General features: G+C 67.3%; 12 protein-coding genes. 9 read left to right on the top strand and 3 right to left on the bottom strand.

The window, feature by feature from the left end; translation table 11 throughout:
- Positions 1 to 25 precede the first annotated feature (25 nt).
- A complete protein-coding gene (locus P2Q66_RS13060) occupies positions 26 to 406 on the top strand; it encodes a hypothetical protein (RefSeq protein WP_275728673.1) in 381 nt (126 codons plus the stop codon).
- Here P2Q66_RS13060 and P2Q66_RS13055 read toward each other — a convergent pair.
- Positions 346 to 1,263, bottom strand: coding sequence for a DMT family transporter (locus P2Q66_RS13055; protein WP_275728671.1), 918 nt, complete (start codon positions 1,261 to 1,263; stop codon positions 346 to 348). The genes P2Q66_RS13060 and P2Q66_RS13055 overlap by 61 nt on opposite strands.
- Before the next feature lie 225 nt (positions 1,264 to 1,488).
- Between P2Q66_RS13055 and groES the strand changes: the two genes are divergently transcribed.
- A complete protein-coding gene (gene groES, locus P2Q66_RS13050) occupies positions 1,489 to 1,782 on the top strand; it encodes a co-chaperone GroES (RefSeq protein ID WP_003805290.1) in 294 nt (97 codons plus the stop codon).
- 77 nt (positions 1,783 to 1,859) lie between these two features.
- A complete protein-coding gene (groL, locus tag P2Q66_RS13045) occupies positions 1,860 to 3,470 on the top strand; it encodes a chaperonin GroEL (protein ID WP_275728664.1) in 1,611 nt (536 codons plus the stop codon).
- Between the two features lie 65 nt (positions 3,471 to 3,535).
- Here groL and P2Q66_RS13040 read toward each other — a convergent pair whose 3' ends face one another.
- Together P2Q66_RS13040 and P2Q66_RS13035 are read right to left on the bottom strand one after the other, a co-directional pair.
- Positions 3,536 to 4,135, bottom strand: coding sequence for a dihydrofolate reductase family protein (locus P2Q66_RS13040; RefSeq protein ID WP_275728662.1), 600 nt, complete (start codon positions 4,133 to 4,135; stop codon positions 3,536 to 3,538).
- On the bottom strand, positions 4,135 to 4,746 hold the full coding sequence (locus P2Q66_RS13035) for a dihydrofolate reductase family protein (protein ID WP_275728660.1): 612 nt from the start codon (positions 4,744 to 4,746) through the stop codon (positions 4,135 to 4,137). Before P2Q66_RS13035 ends, P2Q66_RS13040 begins: the two co-directional genes overlap by 1 nt.
- 68 nt (positions 4,747 to 4,814) lie before the next feature.
- On the opposite strand from P2Q66_RS13035, the gene P2Q66_RS13030 reads away from it, so the two are divergent.
- From P2Q66_RS13030 to guaB, 6 genes are all read left to right on the top strand, one after another.
- Positions 4,815 to 6,338, top strand: coding sequence for an ATP-dependent DNA ligase (locus P2Q66_RS13030; protein WP_275728658.1), 1,524 nt, complete (start codon positions 4,815 to 4,817; stop codon positions 6,336 to 6,338).
- 85 nt (positions 6,339 to 6,423) lie between these two features.
- Positions 6,424 to 8,058 carry a helix-turn-helix transcriptional regulator gene (locus tag P2Q66_RS13025; RefSeq protein WP_275728655.1) on the top strand — a complete coding sequence of 545 codons (1,635 nt, stop codon included), beginning with the start codon at positions 6,424 to 6,426 and terminating at the stop codon, positions 8,056 to 8,058.
- A 94-nt stretch (positions 8,059 to 8,152) separates the two neighbouring features.
- Positions 8,153 to 8,497, top strand: a complete 345-nt coding sequence (locus tag P2Q66_RS13020; RefSeq protein ID WP_275728654.1) for a hypothetical protein — start codon at positions 8,153 to 8,155, stop codon at positions 8,495 to 8,497.
- Positions 8,494 to 9,612, top strand: a complete 1,119-nt coding sequence (locus P2Q66_RS13015) for an NAD(P)/FAD-dependent oxidoreductase (protein WP_275728651.1) — start codon at positions 8,494 to 8,496, stop codon at positions 9,610 to 9,612. The genes P2Q66_RS13020 and P2Q66_RS13015 overlap by 4 nt, the downstream gene beginning before the upstream one ends.
- 80 nt (positions 9,613 to 9,692) lie before the next feature.
- Positions 9,693 to 11,771: an acyltransferase family protein gene (locus tag P2Q66_RS13010; protein WP_275728649.1), complete on the top strand. Its 2,079-nt coding sequence runs from the start codon at positions 9,693 to 9,695 to the stop codon at positions 11,769 to 11,771.
- 228 nt (positions 11,772 to 11,999) lie between these two features.
- A partial coding sequence (gene guaB / locus P2Q66_RS13005) for an IMP dehydrogenase (protein WP_275728646.1) occupies positions 12,000 to 13,489 on the top strand: 1,490 nt, incomplete at its 3' end.

Raw genomic sequence — 13,489 nt, 5'->3', positions numbered from 1 at the left:
GCGCTATGCCGATAGTGTTGAAAGCATGGAAGACAGCGCAGGCCCCCAGCAGTCCGGAGAACAGCAGCCCACGGACCGGGGTCCCGCCAGGTATGCCCGTCCCGCCCTCATTGCGGCTTCCCTGGTGGCAGTGGTGTGCATCGCGCTGCTGGTGATCGTTTTCTTCCTGGATACCTTCAACGCCACCGTCTATTCCGTGGGGGGCAACGACATCCAGGACGACACCCAGGAAGCCAGCGACATCCGCGGGTTGTATGCCGGCGCACGGGCGGGAAGCATCGTGTTCCTGGTGGCGTCCCTGCTCGCTGCCGCCGTTGCGGCCGTGGTGCTCTACCGCGGCAGGAATCAGGGGAGGCGGGATTCCGACGGCGGCGAGGACGTGGACTTCGACGACCTGGGACGCTGAGGCCGCTGGCCGGCGCTGGTCAGCAGGACCCCCGATATCACCAGGACTCCGCCCAGCACCTGTGCCGCGGTGATGGGCTGGCCCAGCAGCACGGTGATGATGGCGGTGAAGACGGCGATCAGGTTCAGGTAGTTGCCGGCGTTGGCCGCAGAAGTCCGTTTGAGTGCCAGGTTCCACAGCAGGTAGGAGCCCAGCGAGGGGAACAGGGCGATGAACGCCAGGGACCAGCCCTCGGCCGGAGTGGACGGCAGCCCGGCCCCGGTTGCTGCCGCGATGGGTGCCAGGACCACCGCCGCCATGGCCACCTGCACGGCCGTTGCGGTGATCGCGGGGAGGGCAAGCCGCCTGGCGACGATCGTGTAGAAACCCCAGACGGTGATGGCTGCCACGATCAGCAGCTCTCCGGTGTTGATGGAAAAGGTCAGCAGGCGGGACACGTCGCCGCCTGTCAAAACCATCAGCACGCCGGCCAGGCCCAGCGCGATGCCCAGCCAGCTCACCGGGCCCGGCCGGTCCTTGAGCAGGACCACGGCCAGCACCATGATCAGGGCCGGGTTGGCCGCCGTCACCAGGGAAGCGTTCAGGGCCGACGTGTGCTGCAGTGCGCTGTACAGCAGCAGGGTGTAGCCGCTCATGCCCAGGGCGCTCAGCAGCAGCAGTACCGGCCAGCGGCGCAGCACGGCGCGCCAGTCCGGCCGGTCAACGGCCTGCGCCAGGAGGAGCAGCGGGACCGCGGCCAGCGCCCAGCGCCAGAAGGTGAGCTGCAGGGGCTCCATGGTTTTCATCGCGGCTTGGCCCACCACGAAGTTTCCGGCCCAGAACAGGTTCGCAAGGATCAGGTATACGGCGGCTCGCACCGCTTCAATGTACACGCCGCCGTGTACGCGGATGACGAAACGCTGGCACTCGCCTTGACCGAGTGCTAACCCGCACATAGAGTCTTCATTAGCACTCTCCCTAGGAGGGTGCTAACACATGAAGAGCTCCCAGCCAGGCTGCTGCCGGCACCGCGACGACGGTTTGCCAGCCAGGGCGGAAAGCTTTCCAGTCCACGAATTTGCTGACGAAAAGGAGAGGTCCGAGTGTCGGTCTCTATTAAGCCTCTTGAGGATCGTATTGTTGTCCGCCCGCTCGAAGCCGAGCAGACCACGGCTTCCGGCCTGGTCATCCCGGACTCCGCACAGGAGAAGCCGCAGGAAGGCGAAGTTGTTGCAGTTGGCCCCGGCCGCTTTGAGGATGGCAACCGCGTTCCTGTCGACGTAGCCGTTGGCGACGTCGTCATCTACTCCAAGTACGGCGGAACCGAAGTCAAGACCGGCGGCACCGAGTACCTCGTGCTGTCCGCCCGCGACGTCCTGGCGATCGTCGTAAAGTAACTCTCCGGATCCCCGTGCCGCTGGTCATGCTTACTGCTGGTCAGCTGCGCGGGGTTCTGTCTTGAAAGGACAAAACCATGGCAAAGCAGCTTGCGTTTAACGACGCTGCCCGCCGGTCTCTTGAAGCCGGCATCGACAAGCTCGCCAACACCGTCAAGGTGACGCTCGGCCCCCGCGGCCGCAACGTTGTCCTGGACAAGAAGTGGGGCGCGCCCACCATCACGAACGACGGCGTCACCATCGCCCGCGAAGTCGAGCTGGACGACCCGTACGAAAACCTTGGCGCACAGCTGGCCAAGGAAGTAGCCACCAAGACCAACGATGTTGCCGGCGACGGCACCACCACCGCCACGGTCCTGGCCCAGGCACTGGTCAAGGAAGGCCTGCGCAACGTAGCTGCCGGCGCTGCTCCCGGCCAGATCAAGCGCGGCATCGAGGTTTCCGTTGAAGCCGTCGCTGCACGCCTGCTGGAGAATGCCCGTCCCGTTGAAGGCACCCAGGTTGCCAGCGTTGCGGCCATCTCCGCTCAGAGCGAAGAGATCGGCGAGCTCTTGGCCGAGGCCTTCGGCAAGGTGGGCAAGGATGGTGTGATCACCATCGAGGAATCCTCCACCACGCAGACCGAACTGGTCCTCACCGAGGGCATGCAGTTCGACAAGGGCTACCTGTCCCCGTACTTCGTCACCGACGCGGAACGCCAGGAAGCAGTCCTCGAGGACGCCCTCATCCTGATCAACCAGGGCAAGATCTCCTCGATCCAGGAATTCCTGCCGCTGCTGGAGAAGGCGCTGCAGAGCTCCAAGCCGCTGTTCATCATCGCCGAGGACGTCGACGGCGAGGCCCTGTCCACGCTGATCGTCAACCGCATCCGCGGCACCCTCAACGTGGTGGCTGTCAAGGCTCCGGGCTTCGGCGACCGCCGCAAGGCCATGCTGCAGGACATCGCCACCCTCACCGGTGCGCAGGTTGTCTCTCCGGAACTGGGCCTGAGCCTGGACTCCGTTGGCCTTGAGGTGCTGGGTACCGCCCGCCGCATCACGGTCACCAAGGACAACACCACCATCGTGGACGGCGCCGGTGCTGCCGAGGACGTTGCTGCACGCGTTGCCCAGCTCCGTGCCGAGCTGACCCGCACCGACTCCGACTGGGACCGCGAAAAGCTCCAGGAGCGCCTGGCCAAGCTGGCCGGCGGCATCGGCGTCATCAAGGTGGGTGCCGCAACCGAGGTTGAGCTGAAGGAAAAGAAGCACCGCATCGAAGATGCTGTTTCCTCCACCCGCGCCGCCCTCGAAGAAGGCATCGTGGCCGGTGGCGGTTCCGCCCTGATCCACGCGCTGAAGGCCCTCGACGAGGACCCGGCCGTCAAGGCACTCGAAGGCGACGCCGCCGCTGCAGTGGGCATCGTCCGCCGCGCGCTGGTCCAGCCGCTGCGCTGGATCGCCCAGAACGCAGGCTTCGACGGTTACGTGATCACCGCCAAGGTTGCCGAACTCGAAACCAACAACGGCTTCAACGCCAAGTCGGGCGAGTACGAGGACCTGATCGCTGCCGGCGTCATCGACCCCGTCAAGGTCACCCGTGCAGCCCTCCGCAACGCAGCCTCCATCGCTGCCCTGGTTCTCACCACCGAGACCCTGGTTGTGGAAAAGCCCGCTGAGGAAGACGAGCACGCAGGCCACAGCCACTAGCCTTCACTGGCTGCCAAGGCACAAAGACCGGTCCGGCATCTGCCGGGCCGGTTTTTTGTGCCCCTTTACTTCTTGACCGCGTAGCGCACGTGCGTGGCGAACGTCGAGCTCACCGTCTTGATGATGCCGAGGTTGATGTCCTGGCCGAAGCCGTCAAAAAGGCGCTTACCGGCACCGAGGATCACCGGTGCCGTCGAGAGCACCAGTTCGTCCACCCTCCCGGCGGCAAGTGCCTGCCGGATCACGTCCGCGCCGCCGCCGATCGATACGTCTTTGTCCCCTGCCGCCTCAATCGCCCGCGCCAGGGCTTCATCGAGCCCGGACACGAAAGTGAACCCGGACGCCGCCGCCGGCTGGTCCTGTACCCGGTGGGTGAGCACGAACAGCGGGCCGCCGAACGGGTTGGTTCCTCCCCATGCCCCTGCGGCGTCATACATGCCCCGGCCGACGACGCCGGCACCCAATCCGGCTTCCAGCTCGTCATAGAAATCCTTGTCCGGGCCCTGCATCGCGAAGTCATGTCCGCCGTCGTAGGTCCAGGGGCCGCCCATCACCCAGTAGTGCAGGCGTTCCCCACCCTTGCCCAGGCCGTACCTGGGACCGTCGTCGGGGCCGGTGATGTAACCGTCAACCGACGTGCTGATGGCTGCAATGACCTTGGCCATCAGGCGCCCTGGGTGGCCGGCATGTCCTGCGTCCTGACGTCGCCCGCGCGCTCGTAGACCAGCGACACCGATCCCTTGGGGAAGGTGCGCGCCGGCTCGGCGAGGCGGAAGGAGGCGGGGATGGTCCCGCCGTCGAAGAGGCGCTTGCCCTGCCCCAGGGTGACCGGATAGAGCCAAAGGTGGAGGCGGTCGATGACGTTTTCTTTGAGCAGTGAACGGATGAGGACGCCGCTGCCGAACATGTGCACCTCGCCGTAATCCTCACGAAGCCGGCCCGCGGCCGCGGCATCAGGCAGCACGGTGGTGCCGGCCCACCCCGGAGCGGTCAGGCTGCTGGAAACGACGAACTTGGGCACCCGGTTGAACGTGGTGCCGACCATGTCGGACTGCTGCGGCCAATACCCCGCGAAAATGTCGTAGGTCTTCCGGCCCAGAAGCAGGGCGTCGATGCGGCCGATCTCCGCTCCGATGGCTGCGTCGGCCTCGTCATCGGACACCGGGGCCTGCCAGCCGCCGAAGCCAAAACCGCCTTCAGTGTCCTCTTCGCGGCCACCGGGCGCCTGGTAGACGCCGTCGAGCGTGATGAACAGGTTCGCGACGATGATTCCCATGCGTCCAGTCTGGAACTGCCTTCCGGAGCTGTCCATAGTGGACGGGATGGGCGTGGCAGACTGGTGCCATGCTGCTCGACGAGCTCGTGACAACAACGGACGCCGTCGCGTCCACCCGCTCCCGGCTCGCGAAGGTGGACCTCCTGGCCGGCCTCCTGCGCCGCCTCGAGCCCGCTGAAATCCCGGCTGCCGTGGGACTGCTCATCGCCAGGCCGCGGCAGGGCCGGGTAGGGATTGGCTGGCGCGGAATGACCGCGGCCATGGGGGAGCCGGCCGCCGAGCCGGGCCTTACCGTCGCCGACGTGGATGCTGCACTGGACCGGCTGCTCGCCGCCGCAGGCGCCGGATCTGCGGCCGAGCGCGCCGCGACACTCCGCGAGCTGACCGCGGCAGCCACCGAACGCGAGCAGTCATTCATCGCCGGAGTGCTGCTCGGTGAACTGCGCACCGGTGCACTCGAGGGTGTGCTGACGGATGCCATCGCCCGCGCCGCCGACCGGCCGGTGGACTCCGTGCGCCGCGCGGCGATGCTCTCCGGCGACCTGGGCGCGACCGCCCTGCTGGCGCTCACGGGTACCGCAGCGGAACTCGAGGAGGTAGGCCTCGTCGTCGGACGTCCCGTACAGCCCATGCTCGCCGCCACCGCGGCCAGCGCCAGTGCGGCGCTGGAGGTCACCGGGGAAGCCTCCGTGGAATACAAGCTCGACGGCGCACGCATCCAGGTGCACCGCACCGGCGGCGAGGTACGCATCTTCACCCGTACCCTGGCCGACGTGACCCACCGGCTGCCCGAGGTGGTGGACGTGGTGCGCGGCCTGCCGGTGAGCGATGTCATCCTCGACGGCGAGACCCTCGCGCTCGATGAGGACGGCGGACCCCGGCCCTTCCAGGAGACCATGTCCCGGTTCGGGGCGGATGCGGTGCGCACCACATTGCTGCATCCGTGGTTCTTCGACGTACTGCACATCGACGGGCGGGACCTGCTGGAGGAACCGCTGTCCGAGCGCATCGGCGTGCTGGAGCGCATTGCCCCCGCGTACCGGATCCCGGGGGAGGTCACGGGGGATCCCGCCGTTGCCGAAAGGGTGGCACGCGAGGCGCTCGCCGCGGGCCACGAGGGTGTGATGGTGAAGGCGGTCGGATCGGCCTATGCAGCCGGGCGGCGCGGTTCCAACTGGATCAAGGTGAAGCCGGTGCTCACCTATGATCTGGTGGTGCTCGCCTGTGAGTGGGGTTCGGGACGGCGCACGGGTCTGCTGTCGAACCTGCACCTCGGCGCCCTCGACCCTGCCGGCGAGTTCGGCGAGCCCGGCGGCTACGTCATGGTGGGCAAGACGTTCAAGGGGCTCACCGACGAGCTGCTGCGCTGGCAGACGGAGAGGTTCCAGGAGATCGAGGTGCGGCGAACGTCGAACACCGTATGGGTGGAGCCTGTCAGCGTGGTGGAGATCGCGATCGACGGTGTCCAGCGTTCCACGCGCTATCCGGGCGGCATCGCCCTCCGGTTCGCGCGCGTCAAACGCTACCGCGATGACAAGACGGTGGCGGAGGCTGACACCATCCAGACGTTGCGCGGGTTGCTGCGTTCGTAGCCCCTGAGGGCCGCTTGTGCCGGTTCCCCAGCGGGCGTACCGTGGCGCTTAACCGGCTGGGCGGGCGTATCCGGAAGGAGGCCAGGTGTCAGCGGAAACGGGCATTGACAGGGGCCGGTCAGCGTTCCAGGAGCACCGCTGGACCGAGGCCTTCCAAAACTTCCGTGACGCGGACCAGCAGGGCGGACTGCCGGCGGCGGACCTTGAACGGCTGGCAACGGCGGAAATCCTGACAGGCAACACAAGCACAGGCCTGGATACCCTCACCCGTGCCCACGAGGAATACCTGATGGTTGGCGATGTGGTGGGTGCCGCACGGTGCGCCGCCTGGATGGTGATGCACCTGGCGAACGCCGGAGAGACGGCGCGTGCCGGGGGATGGCTGGCCCGTGGCCAGAAACTGGTGAACGAACTCCCCGAACCCGACGCGGTGCAAGGCTTTATGCTCATGCCTGTTGCACTGGGCAAGCTGTACGGCGGGGATCCTCAGGCCGCCCTCGAGCTGTTCTCCCAGGCTGCGGACTTCGGCCGGCAATTCCGGAACAAGGACCTGTCAGCCCTCGCTTTGCTTGGATCAGGCCAGGCGACGCTGGCACTGGGCCGTGCCGAAGAAGGCCTTGGGATGTTCGACGAGGTGATGGTGGCCGTCACTGCGGGCGAACTGTCCGCGGTGCCGTCGGGCATTATCTACTGCGCAGTCATCGGCAACTGCCAGATCGCCTTCGACCTTGAGCGGGCGCTGGAGTGGACCGCGGAGCTGGACCGCTGGTGCCGTGCCCGCCCGGACACTGTGGCCTTCAGCGGCCAATGCCAGGCACACCGCGCTGAGCTCTTCCGGCTGCACGGGGCGTGGACCGAAGCTTTGCAGGCTGCCGCCGTCGCCCAGGAGCGCTCCACCAGGGGTGATCCGTGGGCGCTCTATGGCGGCTTCTACCAGCAGGCTGAAGTGCAGAGGCTGAGCGGCGACCTGGATGCCGCCGAAGCTTCCTACAGCCATGCTGCCCGCAGCGGCTACGAACCCCAGCCGGGCCTGGCACTCCTGCAGTTGGCACGCGGGGACGCGCAGCAGGCGCAGTCGATGATCCGGCGGGCGGCCGGGGTGGCGGACGCCGCCACCCGACGGCACCTGCTGCCGGCGCTCGTGCAGATCGAACTGGCAGTGCCTGACCTGCCCGCGGCCCGGCAGGGGGCCGACGAGCTGATCACCTTTGCCCGGGAATGCCCTCGGCGCATGATCCGCGCGGTAGCGAAACAGGCAGACGGCGCCGTCCGGCTTGAGGAGGGGGACTTAACGGGGGCATCGCAGGCGCTGCGCCAGGCATGGCACCTGTGGGTGGGACTCGGTGTCCCCTTTGAGGCTGCCTGCTGCCGGGTCCTCATCGGGCGGGCCTGCCGGGGGCTCGGCGACGAGGCGTCTGCCCTGATGGAATTCGAGGCGGCGCACGTGGAATTGCTGGAGTTGGGGGCGGCTCCGGCCGCTGCGTGGGCTGCCACGCTCATGCGGAAGGACGACGGCGGGACTCCAGGGCCGCTGACGCCCAGGGAGGCGGAGGTGCTTCGGCACGTGGCGTCCGGCCAGGGTAACCGGGCCATCGCGGCAGACCTCTTCCTCAGCGAGAAAACCGTGGCCAGGCACATCAGCAACATCTTCCTGAAGCTTGGCCTCTCCTCAAGGGCCGCGGCCACGAGATACGCCTTTGAGCACGGACTCGCAGGCTGACGGGTTCTGCACATAATTACCCATCCAAACCAGGCCGGACACTTGCATAATCCGGCCGACGCGGACTGGAAGGCCCCGGCCATAGCCTCAAAACATGAACCTTCCAGTCCTTGCCGGCACCCTCTCCACGGTGCTGTTCGCCTTGGGAATGCTGCCCATGCTGGTGAAGGCCGCCCGCACCCGGGACCTCGCCTCCTACAGCCTCGGCAACCTGGTCCTGAGCAACGTTGCCAACGCCGTGCATTCCATCTACGTCTTCAACCTTCCGGCCGGTCCCATCTGGGTCCTCCACCTGGCCTACATCGTGGCATCCGCGCTGATGCTCGCGTGGTGGCTGCGGTACCGGGAGGCCGGGCATGAAGGACCAGGTGCGGACGCCGGACAGCCTGACGGTTCAGCTGCAGATATCCCCGCAATCCACCAAGGAGCACAGTCATGAACACCAACCGGACAGGAACACTGGACACCATGATCATCGGCGGCGGCCAGGCCGGCCTCGCCATGGGCCATTACCTGAAGGAACAGAACCGGGCATTCCTCATCCTGGACGCCAATCCGCGCACCGGCGACGCCTGGCGGCAACGGTGGGATTCACTCCGGGTGTTCACCCCCGCCAAGTACGACGGCCTGCCAGGGGTCCCCTTCCCGGCGGATCCGTTGTCCTTTCCCACCAAGGACGAAGTGGCAGGGTACCTGGAAGGCTATGCGGAACGGTTCGCGCTGCCTGTCATCCGGGGCGTCCGCGTCGAGCGGCTGTGGCGGGAGACGGACCATTTCGTCGCCGCCTCCAACGGCCACCGCTGGGAGGCCCACAATGTGGTCGTAGCCACCGGCTGCAGCCAGGCGCCCAAGGTCCCGGGCTTTGCCGCTGACCTGGACGCTTCCATCGTGCAGCTGCACTCGAGCCAGTACCGGAACGCCGGGCAACTGCAGGCCGGTCCGGTGCTGGTGGTGGGACTGGGGAACTCCGGGGCAGAAATCGCCCTCGAGGTAAGCCGCACCCATTCCACAAGTGTGGCCGGCAAGCCCGGAGGAGAGCTCCCGGCGAAGCACGGCCCGACGGCGGCACGCTACTTCCTGCCGATCGTGCGGTTCCTGGGGCTCCACGTCCTGACCCTCAGCACACCCCTCGGCCGCAAGGCTGCGCCCGTCTTCAAGGCGCACGCCACGCCGCTGATCAGGACCAAGTCCAAGGACCTGGCCGCGGCCGGCGTCCAGTTCGTGCCGCGGGTGGCCGGAGTACAGGACGGGATGCCCGTCCTGGCGGACGGGACCCGCGTGGAAGTGTCCAACGTGGTGTGGTGCACCGGTTACCGGGAGGACTTCAGCTGGATCGATCCGGGAATGCTCGACGGCGGCGCGCTGCCCCCTCAGCACCGCGGCGTCGCCCTGCGGACACCGGGCCTTTTCTTCCTCGGACAGGAATTCCAGTACGCTGCGGCGTCCGCCACCCTTCCCGGCACAGCCCGTGACGCGCGCCACCTGGCGCGCAGAATCCCGCGGCCCCCGATGGCAGCCCGCGAAAGTGCCCGCGCAGGAGAAAAGGAAGCGTGACCGGTCTCTCATGATTGGCCATCCGGCGTCGCCGGCCCGTAGGCTTGATGTTTTTGCCAGCCGGTTTTGAGGGGTCATTTGTGTTGATTGCGCGAACAGAGGCTGCACCGGGCCGTCCGGCGGACACTGCCGGCTCCCGCCGGAAACCCACGTTCCGTCCCGAAGTCCAGGGCCTCCGCGCGCTCGCAGTACTGATGGTGGTGGCCTACCACGTGTGGCTTGGCCGGGTGTCCGGCGGAGTGGACATCTTCCTCCTGATCTCGGCCTTCCTGCTCACGCTGTCCTTCGTCCGGAAGGTCGAAGCCGGCACCCCGCTCAACCTCCTGCGGCACTGGCTGCACCTGTTCAAGCGGCTGCTGCCGGCCGCCGTCGTTGTCATCCTTGGCGTCCTGGCCGGGACGTGGCTCATCATTCCGCAAAGCCGCTGGCCGCAGGTGCTGGACCAGGCGTGGGCCTCGCTGCTGTACAGCCAGAACTGGCTGCTCGCCAACACCGCTGTGGACTACTACGCGCAGGACCATGCCGGCGCCAGCCCGCTGCAGCACTTCTGGTCCCTGTCCATCCAGGGCCAGGTCTTCATCCTGTGGCCGCTGGTCTTCGCCGGCGCCGCGGTCCTGCTGGCGCTGCTGCACCGCATGCCTGCCTTCAGCGTACTGACCTACCGGGGATTGCTGGCGCTGGCCTTCGGCGCGGTCTTCGCGGTCTCGCTGGCATACTCCGTGGAGCAGACGGCCACCAACCAGGCATACGCCTACTTCGATACCCGGGCCAGGCTCTGGGAGTTCGCCCTGGGATCCCTGCTCGCCCTTGCACTGCCGTACCTCAAACCCGGCCGGGCCCTGCGCGTGGCCCTGGGCTGGGCGGGCCTTGCGGCCATGGTCTCCTGCGGCCTGCTGCTGACGGTGGACCGGTCGTTCCCCGGCTTCGTGGCGCTGTGGCCAACCCTGGCGGCGGCCGCCATTATCGTGGCGGGACAGACCGGCAGCCGGTTTGGCGTGGACCGCTTCCTGGGCAGCAAGCCGGCCGTGGCCCTGGGCGACAACTCCTATGCGCTGTACCTCTGGCACTGGCCGGTCCTGGTGCTGGCGCTCGCCGCCACCGGCGTCGAGGCGCCCAACCTTGTCCAGGGCCTGGCCATCGTCGGGGCCTCCATCGTGCTTGCCGTCCTCACCACGCGCTTCGTGGAAAAGCCGCTGCGCGACTGGCACTGGCCCAAACTGCGGGCGTGGCGCACCGCCGTCGTCATTGTTGCCTGCGGTGCCGTCCTTGCCGGACCCGTGGCCGTATGGCAGACGACGCTCACGGCAGAGGAAGCAGCGACGGCGGCGCAGCCGCGCGAGCTCACGCCCGGGGCCGCGGCACTCAGCCCGGAAAACGCCGCCCTGCCCGCCCCCGGCGCGAAGATCATTCCGGGCCCGTCCGCGCTGGACAACGACTGGGCCGGCATCCACGTCCCCTGTGCGGGCGCAAACGCCACCGCCGACCCCATCCTGGAAGGGTGCCGGCAGGCGGTCCCTGATGAAGGTGCCACCAAGCGGATTGTGGTGCTCGGTGATTCCCATTCCCAGCAGTACCTGGGCGCGCTGGCACCCATCGCGGAAGCCCGGGGCTGGGAACTGGTCACCCTGCTGATGCCGGCCTGCCGGTTCGGGGCCGAGTCGGAAACCAGGAATGCCGAATGCAACGCCTACAACCGCGCCAGCGCCGCCTACGTGCTGGAACACCGGCCCGATGCGGTCTTCACCGTGGCCTCGCTGACCCACGAAGAGGCGCCGTTCGAAACCGAAGTTCCCGGCTACCTGGACGGCGTCCGCCCGTTCACCGAGGCAGGCATCGAGGTGGTGGGCATCCGGGACAATCCGCGCTTCACGTTCAACATGCCCGAGTGCGTCCAGCGGAACGGTGCCGACGCGCCCGAATGCAACCCGGCCCTGAGCGAGTCGCTCGTGGAGCCTTCGCCCCTGGAAAGCTACCGGGGCAAACTCGACGGCCTGCACCTCATGGACCTCAGCGACTTCATCTGCGCCCGCGGAGTCTGCCCGGCCGTGGTGGGGAATGTTTACGTCTATAAGGACGACAACCACCTGACCCGGACCTACGTGGAAAGCATGATCCCCATGTTCGAGCAGCGGCTGCTGGCCGCCACGGGCTGGAGCTGAGCCGCCGCTGGCCCGGCCGGCACAGCCCGGGGCCGTGCGGTTGCTCACATTGCAGCCGTGGAATAGGGGGATCGGCGCGGAGGTTCTAATATTTACTCAACACTTTCTGCCCCGGAACGCCGTTCATCGCGGTGTCCCCATCTTCTGCACAGGCCAGTTCCGTAATGACGGGCTGGTCATCGGCTGCAACCCCTGCCCGCCCCAGCAACCAAGGTAAGAGGCGCACTCATGACCGAGCCCGAACACAACCCCTTTGGCTTCATCGGCCTGACCTACGATGACGTCCTGCTCCTGCCGGGCCACACGGACGTCATTCCGTCCGAGGCCGACACCTCCTCGCGGATTTCCAAGCGGATCACCGTGCAGACCCCGCTGCTGTCCGCCGCCATGGACACCGTGACCGAGTCGCGGATGGCCATCGCCATGGCACGCCAGGGCGGCCTGGGCGTGGTGCACCGCAACTTGTCCATCGCCGACCAGGCGGATCAAGTGGACCGCGTCAAGCGCAGCGAGTCGGGCATGATCACCAACCCGCTGACCATCCGTCCCGAAGCAACGCTGCTGGAGCTGGACAACCTGTGCGCCCAGTACCGGGTATCCGGCCTGCCCGTAGTTGACGAGGAAAACCGCCTCCTCGGCATCGTCACCAACCGCGACACCCGCTTTGTCCCGGAGTCCGATTTCCCGCTGCGGCTGGTCAGCGACGTCATGACCAAAATGCCGCTGGTCACCGGGCACGTGGGCATCAGCCGCGAGGAAGCCTCGCACAAGCTGGCTACGAACAAGATTGAGAAGCTTCCCCTCGTTGATGAGCAGGGCCGCCTCAAGGGCCTGATCACCACCAAGGACTTCACCAAGGCCGAGCAGTACCCGCTGGCCACCAAGGATGACGAAGGCCGGCTCCGCGTGGGCGCTGCCATCGGCTTCTTCGGGGACGGCTGGGAGCGCGCCATGGCACTTGTTGATGCCGGCGTCGACGCCCTGTTCGTGGACACCGCCAACGGCCACTCCCAGGGTGTGCTGGACATGATCCGCCGCCTCAAGTCCGATCCCGTTGCGGCCCATGTGGACATCATCGGCGGCCAGGCAGCCACCCGTGAAGGCGCCCAGGCCCTGATCGACGCCGGCGCCGACGGCATCAAGGTGGGCGTGGGCCCGGGCTCCATCTGCACCACCCGTGTGGTGGCCGGTGTGGGCGTCCCGCAGATCACCGCCATCTACGAATCCGCCAAGGCAGCCATCCCTGCCGGTGTTCCCCTGATCGCCGACGGCGGCCTGCAGTACTCGGGCGACATCGGCAAGGCGCTGGTTGCCGGCGCCGACACCGTGATGCTTGGTTCCCTCCTGGCAGGCTGCGACGAGTCGCCGGGCGAGCTGATCTTCGTCAACGGCAAGCAGTTCAAGTCCTACCGCGGCATGGGGTCCCTCGGTGCCATGCAGTCCCGCGGCAAGAACACGTCCTACTCCAAGGACCGCTACTTCCAGGCGGACGTGTCCGGTGACGACAAACTGATCCCGGAAGGCATCGAAGGGCGCGTGGCGTACCGCGGTCCGCTGGCGTCGGTGGCCTACCAGCTGGTGGGCGGTCTCCGCCAGACCATGTTCTACACCGGCGCTCCCACCATCGGCGAGCTCAAGGCCCGGGGCAAGTTCGTCCGGATCACCCCGGCCGGCCTCAAGGAATCGCACCCGCACGACATCCAGATGACCGTCGAGGC

Origin of the sequence: Arthrobacter sp. Cr_A7 (genome assembly GCF_029222765.1) — a bacterium.
Lineage (GTDB): Bacteria > Actinomycetota > Actinomycetes > Actinomycetales > Micrococcaceae > Arthrobacter.
This window is presented reverse-complemented; position numbering and strand designations above follow the sequence as displayed.